This window comes from Treponema sp. J25 (genome assembly GCF_004343725.1).
Taxonomy (GTDB): domain Bacteria; phylum Spirochaetota; class Spirochaetia; order Treponematales; family Breznakiellaceae; genus J25.
The window spans coordinates 84272-99743 of the sequence record NZ_PTQW01000022.1 but is presented as its reverse complement, the minus strand read 5'-3'; the positions used below and the strand labels follow the sequence as shown (position 1 = coordinate 99743).

Below are 15472 nucleotides of genomic sequence, written 5' to 3'. Positions count from 1 at the left end.
TAAAGAAGGCCTCACGTTAGGTGAAGAAAGAGGCCGTATGGAAGGCCGCAACGAAGGCATAGCCCTGGGCGAAGAAAAAGGTCGCTTAGAGGGCCGTATAGAAGAACGCCGGGAGACCGCCCGGAGGATGAAGGCCCGCGGGATTGAGATTGATATCATTGCCGAGGTGACCGGCCTTTCCCGGGAGGAGATTGAAGAACTGTAAGTATAGCTGGGGACGGGTCCTCAGGGGCCTGGGGACCTCTGGGGGTTCCACGGCCTTTAAGGGGCGCCGGCACACCCCTTGAGGGTGCCGGGGCGATGCTTGTTAGTGCAAACTAGGGGCTATAAATACCACCCAGGGGCAGGCACAGAAAGCCTACCAGCCTCCTTCCTATTACTTAATGTACGTTTAGAAGGTTGGAGATACACATTATTTTTTAGGTCGAAACAGGCGATAATCGATGCCGTAATCTTTCACCCGTCTTGTGATAATCCTCTCCGTAATCCCCAGTTCTCGGGCCGCAGCGAGCATATTCCCCTGGTGAGCCTTCAGGGCATCTACGATCATCTCCCGTTCAACCTGACTCAACCGTTGGGCTAACAAACCCTGATAATGGGTCCGAGAGGTATCTGGTGTCTGAAGGGAAGGGGGGAGATGGTAGGCATGGATTACCCCATCATCCGAAAGAATGACCGCCCGTTCAATAACATTTTCCAGTTCCCGAACATTGCCGGGCCAATGGTATGCCATAAGAGCATCGATAGCGGGGGTGGAAATACGACGAACCGCACTGTTATGTTGCTGGCTATATTTTTCTACAAAATAATCGGCCAATAAAAGGATATCACTCCCCCGTTCCCTCAAAGGAGGCACCAGCAAGGGGAACACGTTCAGTCGATACCAGAGGTCTTCCCGAAAACGGCCTTCCTTCACCATCTGGTCAAGGTCCCGGTGGGTTGCCGCAATAAGTCGTACGTCCACACTAATAGTTCTGTGACCACCGAGGCGCTGGAACTCCTGAAACTGGAGCACCCGTAAAAGTTTCGCCTGGATAGAGAGAGACAGTTCCCCAATTTCGTCAAGGAACAGGGTTCCCCCGTGGGCTTTTTCAAAAAGCCCAAGCCGTTGTTCCGACGCCCCCGTAAAGGCCCCCCGTTCATGTCCAAACAGTTCGCTTTCTGCAAGGCTTTCGGGAATGGCCGCACAATTAAACTTAATAAAAGGCTTTTCCCGTCGAGGGCTGTTATAATGAATAGCATGGGCAATCAGTTCTTTTCCCGTACCGGATTCACCCAAAATAAGAACCGGGGTATTTTTATCATATATCCGTTCCATCATGCCAAAAAGGCTGCGCATAGCCTTGGACTTACCGATGATATTGGTCTTTCGGTATTTTTCTTCCAATTCCTGGTGAAGCCTACGGTTTTCCTCTTTAAGCAGAGCCTGTTCTTCTACTTGAGCCCGGTATAACGCAAAGGCCTGGGCCACTAAAGTAGCGATAATCATAAGAACTTTAAGATCATCTTCTAAAAGACTTTCATCCTGTATGGTACGATCCATACTCAGGGCCCCAAGACTTTCCTGCCCCATCACAATAGGCACACAGAGAAAAGAAAGACCCCGGCGTTCCTCTTCTTTCCAGGCACCGGTTCGATTAAGGAAATCCTGAGAACGGGAAAGATCAGGAATTATTACTGGTTTCCCCTCCTCTATTACCCGGCCAAGAATACCCTCCCCTCGTCGATACACCCCCCGTTTCTGTTCATCCGCCGAGATTCCATAGGCGCTTTCTATGGTAATTGTTTCGGTATGACGGTTGTACATCGCTAAAAGAATCCGTTTTACCCCTGAGACATAACGAACCAACAGATTCACAATACTATCCATGAGGAGATGGAGATCCTTACTTTCTCTGCTCGTGATGGCAATTTCATAGAGCATCGGCAAAATCTCGGAGCTACAGCGATGATCACAAGAGGAATTGCTTTTAGGTACGGGATTGGACATGGTGAAGTATCTCCTGAAACCGGTTAGGACATCCCCGCAAGTGGGGAAACACAGAAGGATTCTTTAACAAATCAAGAATTTTTTCTAGCTCCGCATCAGAAAAAGAGTATCCCTTCTGTTGCGTAAGAGTTCGAAGAGCCGCAATACCCGAATTCCTTCCGGCTACAAAACGATGTTTTCTTCCTACCATATGAGGAGACACAAAGGTATAGAGACGGGGGTCTTTTAAAAGGCCATCTATATGAATTCCCGATTCGTGGGTAAAAACGAGGGAACCTACCAACGGTCGATCCGGTGGAATAGGGCGATGGCTCAGACGAGCCACAAGACGGGACAAAAAAGGCAATCGAGACATATCGATTCCTATCTCTACCCCGCAACAAAGTTTGAGCGCCACCGCTACCTCTGCAAGGGGGGCGTTACCTGCCCGTTCGCCCAAACCGTTCACCGTGACTGAAACAGCCCCACAACCCGCTGATACCGCCGCAAGAGTATTAGCTGTTGCAAGGCCAAGATCGTTATGACCATGATACTCCACCGGAATAGGAACCTGCAAACAAAGACGGCCCAACCGTTGCCAGACCGAAAGGGGGTGTTCACAACCGACCGTATCGGCATACCGAACCCGCCGAGCCCCCCATTCGGCGACCTGGCAAAAATAATCTATCAAAAAAGACTCTTCCGTCCGCGAGGCATCTTCGGCCCCAAGATACACGGTCACATTCTTATCACCACACCACTGAAGCAAGTCGTAGGTTTTTTGCAGCAACTGCTCCCGGGACCAGCCCAACTTTGCCTCTCTCATAAGGTCTGAGGTTGGGGCAGAAAGATGAACATACCGACAACCGGTGCGAAGGCTTGCTTCCGCATCATCCTTCCGGAGCCGATTCCAGGCAATGATCTTCATATCTGGAAATTGTTCGACCAGCCTCTGGAATTCCCTCTGGTGGTAAGGGCTTGCAGCGGGTATACCCCCTTCCACTTCAGAGATTCCCACACGCAAAAGGGCCCGAAGAATGTGGCTTTGCTCTTTTGGACTAAACCATATCCCCGGGCTTTGGGCTCCATCCCGCAGCGTCGTATCAAGGAGGGTAACCTTTTTTAAGGTATTGCCAGAAAACTCCGTCGTTCCTGAAAATTCGTGTATCATCCTAGTTACCATTTACCAGAGAACCCCTGTGGGAAAGGCATTCACACATATAAGCGCTCCGGTTTTTCTGAAGGAAGTTCCCACACATAGGTACCTGCCAAGGGAGAAACACCTCCAGTATTAATCGCACCATAAGTTTTGGGGTTTCTTCCTTCGGACATTTTCTCCCATTTCTTATGGAGAGCCCTGAGGTCCTCCACAGAACAAATTTCAGTACACAGGGAATCTAATTCGCTATTCTCATGAGACACCATAAGGAGGGTCACCTTCCAATACTCAAAAATTTCCTGGACCCAGGATAAAAGTCGAGTTTTAGTGCCCCTGTCGAGCGCATTAAAGGGTTCATCCAGAAGAAGAATTTCAGGTTTATAGGCTAAGGTTCTTAAGAGGGCTACCCGCTGGCGTTCCCCACCAGAGAGCTGAAACGGATAGTGATTTCGTCGTTTTTCCAGTTCTCCCATATGGAGTAGTTCCTGAACATCGCACCCCTTCATCGCGCCATAGCGGATATTTTCTTCCACGGTAAGGTGGGGAAATAGGGCGTGATGCTGAAACATGAGCCCTACCTTACGCTTATTAGGAACCACCCAATGATTCTCGTCATACCATATCTGTTGGTTCCAGCGAATTATGCCGCTGTCAGGCCGTATAAGGCCCGCTATCATGCGGAGCAGGGTTGTCTTCCCTGAACCAGAGGCCCCCATAATCCCCTTCCGTTCTCCTCCACCCAGGGTAAGGGCAAACGCCAGGGGAATTGTTTCTGATGTCGTTTTTAATGTTTTCGTAAGATGTACTGTAAGCCCCATGTCACGACTCCTTCTGAAGTTTACTAAGCACATACACTCCCAGGAAACTAATACCAATTAAAACGGCTGCGTACCGGTGGGCCACCGCATAATTCATCTTTTCAACTTGCTCATACAGAGCGATAGAAATGGTTCTCGTTTCTGCGGGGATACTTCCCCCAATCATTAACACAAGACCAAAATCTCCCAGGGTATGCAGAAAGGTGGTTAAAACGCCAGAGATTATCCCCCGACGAGAAAGGGGAAGTACAATCCGAAAAAACGTTTCCACCGGACCTTTCCCCAGCAAAAGGCTGGCATTCCACAGGTCCCCTTCTATCCTGGCAAAACTGGTTCGCAAGGATTGATACATATGGGGACCATGGGCAATGGTACAGGCTACGACAAGTCCCAGAAAGGTGAACGGTAACGAGAAACCCATAGCTCCAAGGGCTTTCCCCGGGAAAAAACGAGGAGACCAGCATAAAAGGATATAAAAACCGAGAACCGTGGGGGGTAAGCTCAGGGGGATAACCAACAAAGATTCAAGGAACCGACGAAGGGGGGTATCCTTGCGGACCGTATACCACGCCAGGGGCGTCATGGTAAGAAAGGCAAGAATCGTTACCAATAAGCCCAGGCGCAAACTAACCCAGAGGGGAACAAAATCGAATTTCATGGTACGATATACCCTCCTTCCTCTAGAATCTCCCGGGCCCGAGAAGAAGCGAGAAACTCCTTCCATCGAAGGGCCGCCTCTTTGTTAGAAAGAAGCACCAGGCCCTGATTAACCGGCGGTGCAAGCCCAGGGGGAACCATAATCCAGGGAATACCCTCCGATACAGAGGATTGGGCCGAAGGATTAGAAAATCCCGAGGAAGTCTTTATCATGCTATAGCTAACGAAGCCCGCATCTACTATTCCTTCCAGAACATACTGCCGAACCTGGCTGATAGAAGCGGCAGTAACCAGTTTTATGCTTCTACCCGAGGAACTTCGCAGGGTATCACCGGTAAAGTCCATTCCCGTTTGGCGCATCACCGCCACAGAAAGCTTTCCATACGGCGAAACCTCTGGATTGGCGATAGAAAGGCTTTTTATCTCGGGGAATTCTAAAACCCTTTCAAACATCGATGCTAATTGTTTATCCGCCTCGCTAGTTTTTTCCATATAGGGAACCAGATAAGACGCCAGGGGCATAAGCCCTTTCCCTGCCAGACAGAGACGACCCTGTCCATATACCACCACAGGACCTTTTGCAATCCCTTCGTTAATTAAGGCTGTACAGGAATCCATATCAGCGGCCATAAAGACATCGCAGGGTGCCCCCTCTTTTATCTGATTAACCAGAACCCCCGAAGGCCCATAGCGAACCTGTACATTGACAGTAGGGTGTTGGGCCGTATATTCGGCAATTAACTTCTCCAAGACCCCCTGCAATACCGGGGCAGCGGCCAGGACTAATTCAGACTGTAATTTTTTTGAGGTATTCCCCGCCTGCCCCCTACAACCGGTAACCACCAGTATCCCGACGAGAAGCCTCACAAACCACGAACCTATTGCACTATTGCCGTATCGTCTACCTCTGGCGAAATAACGAAAAGCCCTCATCATAGGTACCCCTTTACTCTTTCGGCAATGCGACCAGCGCCGATTCTACATCATCGAGGAGCGTATCTATATCCTCTTCGCTTTTAACTGCTCCATACCAGCGATTCATAGGATAGACGGCCACCACCGGTCCTTCTGCACAATAGCCCAGGCAGCCTACCGGAGTTACCATCGCTTCCCCCAAACCACGGTCAGAGAGTTCATTGGTCAAATACTCCACGAGGTTCACCGGCCCTCGTTTTGCACACATGCCCTGCACGGGAGAACCGACACGAAATCCTGCGCATACCAACACATGAATCTTTGGTCCCTTCATATCAACACCCTCCTCCTCATCCACAGCCGGTACCACTCCCCCCACAGAATTCGCCGCAGCGATGAGGGCGATGAACCTCATAATATTCCAGGGATTCCCCTGGCCGATATTTTTCTAAAACCTGGTGAATAAAACCCTCTAGTATTCGAACAACGAGCCCCGTTTTTTCCAGAATGCGGCGGGGATTCTCTCCTATTCCTGCAACCCACAGTTCATCACAATCCCCGAGGATTTCAGCCACCCCGGACCACCGCGCATCACCCCCCCCTCGCGGAGGAAGGCACCGCTCATCTTCCTGTACCCACCCCTCCGATTCTAATCGGTACACCTGGACCCTGTTGGCTTCCCCCAGGTGTTGATTCACCAGGAGTCCCTCATAGGTGGCAACGGCTATGCGGTAACGAGCGTCCCCTGTCTGTGGAGCACCGGCGATATTTTTCTCCTGTAGGACGACAGGATTGTCTTTCTGGCGAACTCCCGGAGAAAAGGTCTTACCAGAAGCTTTTTCTCCCCGCTCCTTTTTCTTTTCCTGGAAAACATTAAGGTCCTGGTCAAGGAAACCCGCCGCATCGGCGCGACAACGGGTACAATGATACATCTGGGGAAGATAGGTCCCCGCTCGCTCTCGAGCCTTTTGCACCATCTCTGAAGAGGGTGGTTCTAAACGGGCAAAAGGGGTTCCCTTAACAGGATACAGGGGAAGAATATTCATGATATCCACCCCGAGAGAAGCAAGATGCTGGGCCAGGATACCCACCTCATGTTCGTTTATACCCGGCACGAGTACCGTATTCACCTTTACCAGGATGTTCGCCCTTTTCAGCAAGGGAATACTGGAAAGCTGCTCCTGGAGTAGATAGGCCGCAGCCTCGTAACCATTGAGGGTCTGTTTACCCTTACGAACCCAGGCATACAAACGTTGCCCCACGGAAGGGTTTATCGTATTTATGGTAATCGTCACATGAGAAACCCCTAAATTCACCAGTTCCCCCACATAAGGGGCAAGGTTTAACCCATTGGTAGCTACGCAAAGGAGCAGGTCTGGGAATGCTCCATGAATGAGACTGAGGGTTTTAAGGGTCTCTTCCGGATTGGCAAAGGGGTCCCCGGGGCCGGCGATCCCCACCACCGCGAGCTGTGGGAATCGGGCCAGCAAAGCTTCTACATATTCGGGAGCCTCTGCGGGTTCCATTATTTTGCTACAGACCCCCGGTCTGCTTTCGTGGGCACAGTCAAAATCTCTGTTACAATAATTACACTGGATATTGCATCGAGGTGCCACGGGGAGATGGACCCGTCCATAACGATGACGGGAGGACTCATTAAAACAGGGATGCCGTTCCCAATGCATACGTATGCCTCCTCAATAGTAGGTGTATCCTACGGGGTTGGTTTCCTGTTCCTGCTCGATGAGGGCATTTACCACTAACCGTAGCAGGTTGTACGTTCCTTCATACCCCACATGGAGTATCTGGGAAGCTCCAAATCGGTCGTGAATAGGGAATCCACAGCGAACAAGGGGAATTCCCAGCGTTCGGGCCGTGGTATAGGCCTTGCTGGATCCTAGGATAAGGCGAACCCCGAGGCGTTTTATTAGTTCTTCCACATGCTGGAAATCCGTGCCCGAAAGAATCACCGGTTCAAAGTTCCGGGGCCACCGATCTCCCCACTGGGCTTGCAAACGCAGCATTCCATCCCGAAGGTAGCCAGTTTTCCCTCCCGACGCGCAGAACACTGGCCGAGCCCCAATTTCGAGCAAGAAGGATGCGAGCGAAAGCACCAGGTCTTCATCTCCGACTACCGCACAGGGAAGGGTGGCCACGTATTTGTGGGCGTCCACATAGGCATCCTGGAGACGGGCCCGTTCTTCCCGAACAACAGAAGGGATGGGGTGGCCCGAGAGACTCGAAAGATGTTTCATAAAGAGATCCGTATAGCCAAGCCCTATCGGCACCGGCAGATTTACCGCAGGGATATGGGTGTACCGCTGGAGGATCTCAGCTGGGCTCGGCTCTTTGAGGGGAAGACTCCCTATGCCGATGACCGCATCGGCACGAAACAACGTGGCTATCGTTTCCTGGGCGGTCCCCCCTGACGCAAGCCCCCTATAGATAAGCCAGGGACCACTGTCGAGGGTCTGGCTGTAATCACCTACCACTTTTAATGATATATTGAAGAGCTCTCCTACCCTCTTGTACCACCGGAGATCCGCGGGAGATGCAAAGTTAGGGAACAAAAGTACCGAGGGGACCTTAGCACCCTTAAGGGGTTCCCGCAGAGGATCTACATTATTACCGAAGGGAATCCCAGCGGCATCCGTATCGGTTTTATGATGGGGCCCAATATCGGTGTTCCCCCTGGTAGCGAGCACCCGAAGCAGGGCGCTCTGGGCAAGCTGAAACCCTTCCCGGTGGTTATACAGAAAGCCGGGGGTCGAGACAGGAATAAGTAATACCTCGGGATACCGGGCTTCCATTTCTTTTACGATCCCATAGATATCCTCCCCCATGGTTTCCACAAGACAGGTGGTCGCAATCCCAATTACCTTAGGGGTATACTGACGGATCACGTTTCCAATCGCTCTCTGTACATTGTCTTTGCCCCCAAATATGGTGGAAGCTTCTATAAAATTGGAACTCGCCACATCTACCGGTTCTCTAAAATGAGAAATAAGGTATCGGCGCACATAGGTAGAACAGCCCTGAGAACCATGGAGAATCGTAATACCCCCTTCAAACCCCGCAAAAAACACCACCGCCCCAAGAGGAGCACAGAGATGACAGGGATTTTCTACTCCTCCAGAGCTCTTTTCGGGGACTTCCTCTTCCTTTAGAGAGAAGCCGGGAGAAGCACCCGTTGGTTTCTTAAATTCAAAATTCAAAACACCCTTGTATGTGTGGTTACCCATTTTCTTGATTCCCCTTCGTATTTTTCGAGCCCCCTTTCTATTCCTGCTACTCCAGGATGGTTCGCTCGGTTCCTATAGTTCCCTACGAACCCAGTCCCACACGGGGCTGGTAATACTCTGATACAGTTCGAAGGCAAAGTTATACACTCCTATAAAGCCTGCCAGGGGTATTTTCCGTTCGTGGTTATGATCACAGAAACCAATCCCCATTTTGTAGGCCACGGGTCGTTCTTTTACTCCCCCAATCAAGAGATCTACCTGTTTTTCTTTGATGAAACGGCCAAGCTCCAGGGGATTCGAATCATCTACCAGGACCGTGTCCTTTTCACAGATCCGCCGCAGTTCCTCGTAGTCCTCTTTACTGCCCGTCTGGGAACCTGCCACCACGGTCCGCATCCCAAAATCCCGAAGGATACGAACAAGGGACCATGCCTTAAAGCCCCCACCAACGTAAATGGCTACTTTTTTCCCTTCCAGGGCGGGCTTTATTTTTTCCAGACGGGGAAGAAGCGATGAAAGTTCCTCCCGGACCAATGCACGGGCAGAATCTAGGAGTTCTGGATGGGATTCTCGAAAAAATTCGGCCACCCCATAGATGGCTCGAGCCATTTCATCTACCCCAAAAAAGGAAACCTGCTGCCAGGGGATACCCCATTGTTCTTCCATTTTTTTTGCAAGGTAGACCATCGAACCAGAGCATTGCACAAGATTAAGGGCCGCCTCAGGGGCCCGACGGATATCGGCTACCCGGCCATCGCCGGTCAGCATCGATACCACCCGGATCCCCAGCCGTTCATAATAGGATTTGATGAGCCACCCTTCTCCTGCAAGGTTGAATTCCCCTAAGAGATTTATGGAAGGTTCTTGCCGGGACGATGGGGAAGGCGAAAGGGCCTCTGAAGAATTACAAGAAGGGTCATCTTTTTCTTCGGATGAAGCACCATCCCGTTCTTTCTGTACGGAGCCCCAGGAACGCTCCATGAGACTCAAGAGGGCCATACAGGCAGCCCGATAGCCATCCTTTTTAACCCCCTTAAAACCCTCCGAATGAACGGGAATTACCGGAATACCGTGTTCTTTCTCTAAGATTCGACACACCCGATCAACATCATCCCCAATAAGCCCGATGATACAGGTAGCGTAGATAAAAACTGCCTGGGGCTTATAGGTACTAATCAATCGGGTCGCAAGGGTATGTAATTTCTTTTCTGCGCCGAAAATAATGTCCAGTTCTTCCAGGTTGGTAGAAAAACTCTTTCGATGTAACTCAGGCCCAGAAGAAAGGGCACCCCGGATATCCCACGTAAAACCGGCGCAGCCTATAGGTCCGTGAACAATGTGGATGGCATCGGCAATAGGATACAGGACCACCCGGCTTCCACAGAACACACAGGCCCGTTGACTGACACTTCCTGCCACACTTGGTTTATCACAGGTGGGGATGGCCATGCCCTGGCTAGCATCGTCGGTGCTGTACACCACCTGGCTCCGCCGTTCTTCCAGAATATCCGGGATGTTAGGCATCATCTTCTTCCTCCTGGCATTTCCTGCCTATTACAGAACAAACTCAAAAGCCTCGGCCGGGGCATCCCGATCCTGGCGGTCCATTAAAACCGAAAGAATTTTTTCAAGCAGGTACATAGCTCCCCGATAGCCTACCGAAGGGAACAACAGGTGATGGGGCCTATCAACGATGGGGAACCCATAGCGAACAAAGGGAATATCTTCGTCCCGGGCGATATATTTCCCGTGACTGTTGGTAATAAGGAGATCCACCCGCTCATTCTTTATCCACTGGTGCAGGAGGAAGAGGTCCCCGTTAACTCGATACTGTGCCCCGGGCACGCGCTCAAGTAACTTTTGCAGGGGCGCCTCAAGCCGATTTTCGGGAGTCCCCGTCACCACGAAGGAAACCTTCATATCTAGTTCGAGTAAAAATTCCGTAAGTCCTAACAGCTGGTCCGGATCCCCCGCCAGGGCCACCTTTTTCCCATAGGTATACTGATGCATATCTGCCATCAGATCCAAAAGGCGCCCCCGTTCTTCCATAAGTTCTTCCGGCACTGGCCTTCCTGTTATGGTTCTGAGGGTATCTACAAATCGATCGGTACCGCTAAGACCCAAGGGAAGCCCCAATAAGGAACAGGGCACCTTATGCTTTGCATCCAGCAGTTTTGCCGCAGCGCCGCTGGCAAATTCTCCCAGAGCGATAGTAGCTTTCGCATCACCGGTCCGTCGCAGATCTTCTATGCGGGTTCCTCCTGCAGGATACATATCGAACTTCCCCGTTAAGGGACCATCCAGTATTCCGCTGGTATCAGGGAACAAAATAAAGGGCACCCCCATGCATGAAAGGATCCGTTTTATTTCCCGCATGTCCGCCGGTTCCACCCAGCCAGGGATAAGGTTGATATAGTTCCCCCGCCGTCCCGTCGACTCTGCAAGATAATCCACCATAGAACGCACCATATTGGAAAAACCGGTCACATGACTCCCCACATAACTGGGCGTATTGGTATGAATAACCACTTTGCCGGGGGGAATTTTCCCTTCCTGCTGAGCCTTAGAAATAATTTGAGGAATATCGTCTCCTATAGTCTCAGACAAACAGGTGGTATGAACGGCGATGATATCCGGATCGTAGAGCTTAAAAATAGTGCCAATCGCCTGGACCAGATTTCCCTGACCACCAAAAATACTCGCCCCTTCGGTAAAGGATGAAGTAGAAGCCATGACAGGTTCGCGATAATGGCGGGTTAACATGGAACGATGGTACGCGCAGCACCCCTGTGATCCATGGCTATGGGGTAAACAACGGTGGATACCAAGGGCCGCATACAGGGCCCCAATGGGCTGGCAGGTCTTGGCAGGATTAACCGTAAGGGCAGATCGCTCTTTTACTTCTGCCGGTGTATGTTTTAAAAGTAGCGCTTTTTCCATACATAATTCTCCTTCACATAACAGAACCGTATGAACACAACAGACACATCCATCCAGAGATCAATGTATTCTGTTATCCATATACATAAGCCCCATGGAGTTCCGGCTGACGTTCCCAGGGAGCAGGGATAAGGCGCCACACCGAACCATTTATCAACCGATCAATTTCTCTGTAAAAATTGATAGCCCCCGTAAATCCCGCATAGGGTCCCCCGTAATCGTAATTATGGAGCTGCTTCATGGGGATGCCATGCTTCTGGACCACGTATTTTTCCTTAATACCCGCGCAGATAAGATCCGGTTGAGCAAGTTCTATGATTCGTTCCAGCTCATAATGGCTGATATCATCAATCACAAGGCTTCCTTCAGCCATGTCACTCATCATGCCCCGATAATCGTTTACCTCAATACCGTTCGACCGTAACCGTGCCAGATCCTCCTCCGACTTTCTTGGCCGATAAAGCGCAGGATCCGGAACAACCTCCAGGTTTTCGATATTACGACTATCCGCATCTACCTGAATCGAAGGCAGCACCCGGCGCCCTTCGTAATCATCCCGATGGGCAAATTCGTAGCCCGCCGCAATTACTTCCATCCCCAGTTCTTTAAACAACTCCTGATAGTGATGGGCCCGACTCCCCCCCACAAAGAGGGCAACCTTTTTCCCTTCAAGGCGGGGACGGATTTCGTTTACCACCGCCTTTACCAGTTCCATTTCACTGGCAATGAGGCGCTCTATCCGTTCAGAAAGTTCCGCATCATCAAAGTAGGCCGCAATGTGCCGTAGACTTTTAGCCGTGGCATGGGCGCCGATAAAATTCACCTTTATCCAGGGAATACCGTATTTCTTCTCCATCATTTCGGCCATGTAATTCAACGAACGATGGCACATCACCAGGTTAAGATCCGCCGCTGGCGAATTCCGCATCCCCTCTATTGTGGAGTTTCCCGAAAAGGTAGAGATAAGGGTCAGCCCCGCCTCTTCAAAAAGTCGTTCAATCTCAAAAGCATCACCCCCTATGTTATATTCTCCCAGAAGGTTTATCTTGAACTTTCCTTCTACCCCTTGCTGGTCTTTCCCCACCACATGAACAAACAAGGCATTATTCGCAATATGGTGGCCTGCGGACTGGGAAACCCCTTTGTACCCTTCACAACTCATGGCAAACACGGTAATGCCTAATTCTTCGCTCATGTCACGGGCCACCGCATGAATATCGTCCCCAATTAAGCCAACAGGACAGGTAGCCAGAAGGGCAATTGCAGGGGGATGGAAAATTTCATAGGCCTCCCGCACCGCCGCCCGAAGTTTCTTTTCACCCCCAAAAACAATGTCCTTTTCTTCCATATTTGTGGTAAAGCAATACGGAAGAAAATTAGGTTCATCCGGGCTTTTGGGCCGGGTCTGATTACGACGGGTTAACCAGGAGTAAAAACTACAACCAATGGGACCATGGGTAATCTGAAGGATATTCCGGGTAGGGCCAATAACGACCCCTTTACACCCGGCATAGGTACACCCCCGCTGAGTGATAACCCCCGGTGCGGTCCGTTCATTCGCCACAATCTCCGGCACCGTTCCATCGGGATGCAGCCGGTTCACCACCACATGCCGGTCCCGTTTCCGGGCCACCTTGGTGGGATATTTTTCGAGAAGCAGGTCCTTTTGTAGCACGGGTGACTTCTTGGATACCCCCGCTGGGTCCGATACTTTCCCTGCTTCCTGAGATACCACCACAGGCCCCTCTTCCACTATAATGTCTTCGCGAGACATTTCGGTTTTCATGTTCTACGCTCCCTTGTCTTCATGTCTCCATTTATAGAGCTTCCATAGGAGAAAGCCTCCTATGCCTCATCCAGCACCTGGTCTCCCTGTTCAGCGGTACGGATTCGATAGGCCTCCATGACAGGAAGAATAAAAATTTTCCCATCCCCGGCCTTTCCCGTTTGATTTATCTTAATGATGGTTTCCACCGTTTTACGCACCAGCTTGTCGGGAACCACAATGCTGAGCCACCGCTTGGGAACAAGGGGATGGCTCATCCCTAACTGCGATATAGCTTCGTCGTAGCCCTTCTCTGCCCCTTTAAGGATGGAATAATCAACTATCCCCTTTCCACGACCAACACATTCCCGGGCGGTAAAACTGGAAATCCCCGCATCCGACAGGGCCTGTTTGGTTTTGTTCATCATATTCATCCGAATAATGGCGAGTACTTCCTTCACAGGGCTACCTCCTCCAGTTTCTCTGTGGTCTCTTTGATGCCCGAACTGATGGTATACACCTCTTCCACGGGGCTTACAAAAATTTTCCCATCCCCATAACTTCCCCGATCGCCGGTACGGGCAGCCTGCATAATAGTCTTTATGACGTAGTCCTTATCCTGCTCTTTCACCACCGTAAAAATCATTTCTTTGGGAAGTTCGTCATATACCACTTCTCCAATCTTGATACCCCGTTGTTTTCCCCGCCCCACCACGTTGGTTTTAGTCACTGCGGGGAACCCCGCTTCCATGAGAGCTTCCAATACGGCGTCCGTCTTTTCCGGTCGAATAATCGCTCGAATCATTACCATGATACACTCCTTGTTTTGTCGGGTAGGGGGCCTCCCGTGCTGCTACGCTCTGCGATTCCCCATACCTCTGTCTTCTTTTGGCGTTCCCTTCTTCCAGGCAAGCCAGAAAGCCCTTCTTCCTGCCTTTCTTTCAATTCCTTCAATTAAAGAATCCGTATTCCATTAAGAGATTTTCTAACTCCTGCGTCGAAAGGGGCTTTGGGATCACAAATTTAGTGTTCTCATGGATCTTTCGAGCCAGGGTACGATATTCATCGGCCTGCGGGTGAGAAGGGTCAAAATCGATAACCGTCTTCCGGTTTATCTCTGCCCGCTGGACCACATTGTCCCGGGGAACGAAGTGGATCATCTGGGTCCCCAGCCGTTCCGCGAAGGCTTCGATCATCTTCTGCTCGTTATCCACCTTCCGGCTATTACAGATAAGACCTCCCAGGCGGACGTTTCCCGCTTCGGCAAACTTCACGATTCCCTTGCAAATATTATTGGCCGCATACATGGCCATCATTTCCCCGGAAACCACGATATAAATTTCCTGGGCCTTTCCTTCCCGAATTGGCATGGCAAAACCACCGCATACAACGTCCCCCAGAACATCATAAAAGACATAATCCAGGCCCTGCTGTTCTGAATAGGCTCCGAGTTGTTCAAGCAGGTTAATCGAGGTAATGATCCCCCGGCCTGCACAACCAACCCCCGGTTCAGGACCGCCCGATTCAACACAGAGACAATCCTTAAAACCCGGCTTAAGAATGTCATCCAGTTCCACCTCGGTCCCCTCCTCTCGAAGCGTTTCCAGAACCGTGTTCTGAGACAATCCTCCTAACAGCAAACGGGTTGAGTCGGCCTTGGGATCGCACCCTACGACCATTACTTTCATTCCCATCTCAGCAAGCCCCGCCACGGTGTTCTGGGTAGTAGTGGATTTCCCGATACCCCCCTTACCGTAAATAGCAATCTTTCTCATAACGACCTCTCTGAAGAGACTATGATGCAGGCGTTACCCCCTATCTCCGGTACACCAGCCCCACTAGCTTCCATGGGAAATCTCCGCAGATAGGACATACCCTGCAAGGCGCCCCCCTAACTGGGAAAAACACCTCACCAGGTATATTGCAGGACCTATGCCAGTGTTATGCAGAAAAGAGAAAAACTTCTAAAGAAAAAATATTTCTATTATTTACAATAACATAGCATTA

At 50.7% G+C, this 15472-nt stretch carries 14 protein-coding genes and 1 pseudogene; 1 reads left to right on the top strand and 14 read right to left on the bottom strand.

Annotated elements, in window-relative coordinates:
* A pseudogene (locus C5O22_RS13510) lies at window positions 1-205 on the top strand (Rpn family recombination-promoting nuclease/putative transposase); the annotation flags it as partial.
* Window positions 206-412: 207 nt separating this feature from the next.
* Here C5O22_RS13510 and C5O22_RS08360 read toward each other — a convergent pair.
* The 14 genes from C5O22_RS08360 to nifH form a co-directional block, all read right to left on the bottom strand.
* Window positions 413-1990: a sigma-54 interaction domain-containing protein gene (locus tag C5O22_RS08360; RefSeq protein WP_132780833.1), complete on the bottom strand. Its 1578-nt coding sequence runs from the start codon at window positions 1988-1990 to the stop codon at window positions 413-415.
* Window positions 1971-3140, bottom strand: a complete 1170-nt coding sequence (locus C5O22_RS08355; protein WP_165910463.1) for a homocitrate synthase/isopropylmalate synthase family protein — start codon at window positions 3138-3140, stop codon at window positions 1971-1973. The genes C5O22_RS08360 and C5O22_RS08355 overlap by 20 nt, the downstream gene beginning before the upstream one ends.
* A 41-nt stretch (window positions 3141-3181) precedes the next feature.
* Window positions 3182-3946: a sulfate/molybdate ABC transporter ATP-binding protein gene (locus C5O22_RS08350; RefSeq protein ID WP_165910462.1), complete on the bottom strand. Its 765-nt coding sequence runs from the start codon at window positions 3944-3946 to the stop codon at window positions 3182-3184.
* Window position 3947: 1 nt separating this feature from the next.
* Complete coding sequence (locus tag C5O22_RS08345) at window positions 3948-4604, bottom strand: molybdate ABC transporter permease subunit (protein ID WP_165910461.1); 657 nt, start codon at window positions 4602-4604, stop codon at window positions 3948-3950.
* Window positions 4601-5539, bottom strand: coding sequence for a molybdate ABC transporter substrate-binding protein (modA, locus tag C5O22_RS08340; protein WP_132780825.1), 939 nt, complete (start codon window positions 5537-5539; stop codon window positions 4601-4603). The genes C5O22_RS08345 and modA overlap by 4 nt, the downstream gene beginning before the upstream one ends.
* Window positions 5540-5549: 10 nt before the next feature.
* A complete protein-coding gene (locus tag C5O22_RS08335) occupies window positions 5550-5852 on the bottom strand; it encodes a (2Fe-2S) ferredoxin domain-containing protein (RefSeq protein WP_132780823.1) in 303 nt (100 codons plus the stop codon).
* A 16-nt stretch (window positions 5853-5868) separates the two neighbouring features.
* Complete coding sequence (gene nifB / locus C5O22_RS08330; RefSeq protein WP_132780820.1) at window positions 5869-7203, bottom strand: nitrogenase cofactor biosynthesis protein NifB; 1335 nt, start codon at window positions 7201-7203, stop codon at window positions 5869-5871.
* Window positions 7204-7215: 12 nt separating this feature from the next.
* Entirely contained in the window at window positions 7216-8760 is a 1545-nt protein-coding gene (locus C5O22_RS08325; RefSeq protein WP_132780817.1) for a nitrogenase component 1, read from the bottom strand.
* 72 nt (window positions 8761-8832) lie between these two features.
* The gene (gene nifE, locus C5O22_RS08320) at window positions 8833-10287 is read right to left on the bottom strand and encodes a nitrogenase iron-molybdenum cofactor biosynthesis protein NifE (protein WP_243692913.1); all 1455 of its coding nucleotides are present in this window, start codon (window positions 10285-10287) and stop codon (window positions 8833-8835) included.
* A 27-nt stretch (window positions 10288-10314) separates the two neighbouring features.
* On the bottom strand, window positions 10315-11700 hold the full coding sequence (gene nifK / locus C5O22_RS08315; protein WP_132780814.1) for a nitrogenase molybdenum-iron protein subunit beta: 1386 nt from the start codon (window positions 11698-11700) through the stop codon (window positions 10315-10317).
* 73 nt (window positions 11701-11773) lie between these two features.
* Window positions 11774-13486, bottom strand: coding sequence for a nitrogenase molybdenum-iron protein alpha chain (gene nifD, locus C5O22_RS08310; RefSeq protein ID WP_243692912.1), 1713 nt, complete (start codon window positions 13484-13486; stop codon window positions 11774-11776).
* Between the two features lie 59 nt (window positions 13487-13545).
* A complete protein-coding gene (locus C5O22_RS08305; RefSeq protein WP_132780813.1) occupies window positions 13546-13926 on the bottom strand; it encodes a P-II family nitrogen regulator in 381 nt (126 codons plus the stop codon).
* Window positions 13923-14276: a P-II family nitrogen regulator gene (locus tag C5O22_RS08300; RefSeq protein WP_207895367.1), complete on the bottom strand. Its 354-nt coding sequence runs from the start codon at window positions 14274-14276 to the stop codon at window positions 13923-13925. Before C5O22_RS08300 ends, C5O22_RS08305 begins: the two co-directional genes overlap by 4 nt.
* Before the next feature lie 139 nt (window positions 14277-14415).
* Complete coding sequence (gene nifH / locus C5O22_RS08295; protein ID WP_132780810.1) at window positions 14416-15240, bottom strand: nitrogenase iron protein; 825 nt, start codon at window positions 15238-15240, stop codon at window positions 14416-14418.
* Window positions 15241-15472 lie beyond the last annotated feature (232 nt).

Bases quoted from the DNA above. Each gene is read 5' to 3' on its own strand.
- C5O22_RS08300 (WP_207895367.1), bottom strand. From the start codon at position 14,276: ATGGTAATGATTCGAGCGATTATTCGACCGGAAAAGACGGACGCCGTA.
- C5O22_RS08355 (WP_165910463.1), bottom strand. From the start codon at position 3,140: ATGATACACGAATTTTCAGGAACGACGGAGTTTTCTGGCAATACCTTA.
- nifK (WP_132780814.1), bottom strand. From the start codon at position 11,700: ATGGAAAAAGCGCTACTTTTAAAACATACACCGGCAGAAGTAAAAGAG.
- C5O22_RS08345 (WP_165910461.1), bottom strand. From the start codon at position 4,604: ATGAAATTCGATTTTGTTCCCCTCTGGGTTAGTTTGCGCCTGGGCTTA.
- C5O22_RS08325 (WP_132780817.1), bottom strand. From the start codon at position 8,760: ATGGGTAACCACACATACAAGGGTGTTTTGAATTTTGAATTTAAGAAA.
- nifD (WP_243692912.1), bottom strand. From the start codon at position 13,486: ATGAAAACCGAAATGTCTCGCGAAGACATTATAGTGGAAGAGGGGCCT.
- nifE (WP_243692913.1), bottom strand. From the start codon at position 10,287: ATGATGCCTAACATCCCGGATATTCTGGAAGAACGGCGGAGCCAGGTG.
- C5O22_RS08335 (WP_132780823.1), bottom strand. From the start codon at position 5,852: ATGAAGGGACCAAAGATTCATGTGTTGGTATGCGCAGGATTTCGTGTC.
- C5O22_RS08360 (WP_132780833.1), bottom strand. From the start codon at position 1,990: ATGTCCAATCCCGTACCTAAAAGCAATTCCTCTTGTGATCATCGCTGT.
- C5O22_RS08350 (WP_165910462.1), bottom strand. From the start codon at position 3,946: ATGGGGCTTACAGTACATCTTACGAAAACATTAAAAACGACATCAGAA.
- nifB (WP_132780820.1), bottom strand. From the start codon at position 7,203: ATGCATTGGGAACGGCATCCCTGTTTTAATGAGTCCTCCCGTCATCGT.
- modA (WP_132780825.1), bottom strand. From the start codon at position 5,539: ATGATGAGGGCTTTTCGTTATTTCGCCAGAGGTAGACGATACGGCAAT.
- nifH (WP_132780810.1), bottom strand. From the start codon at position 15,240: ATGAGAAAGATTGCTATTTACGGTAAGGGGGGTATCGGGAAATCCACT.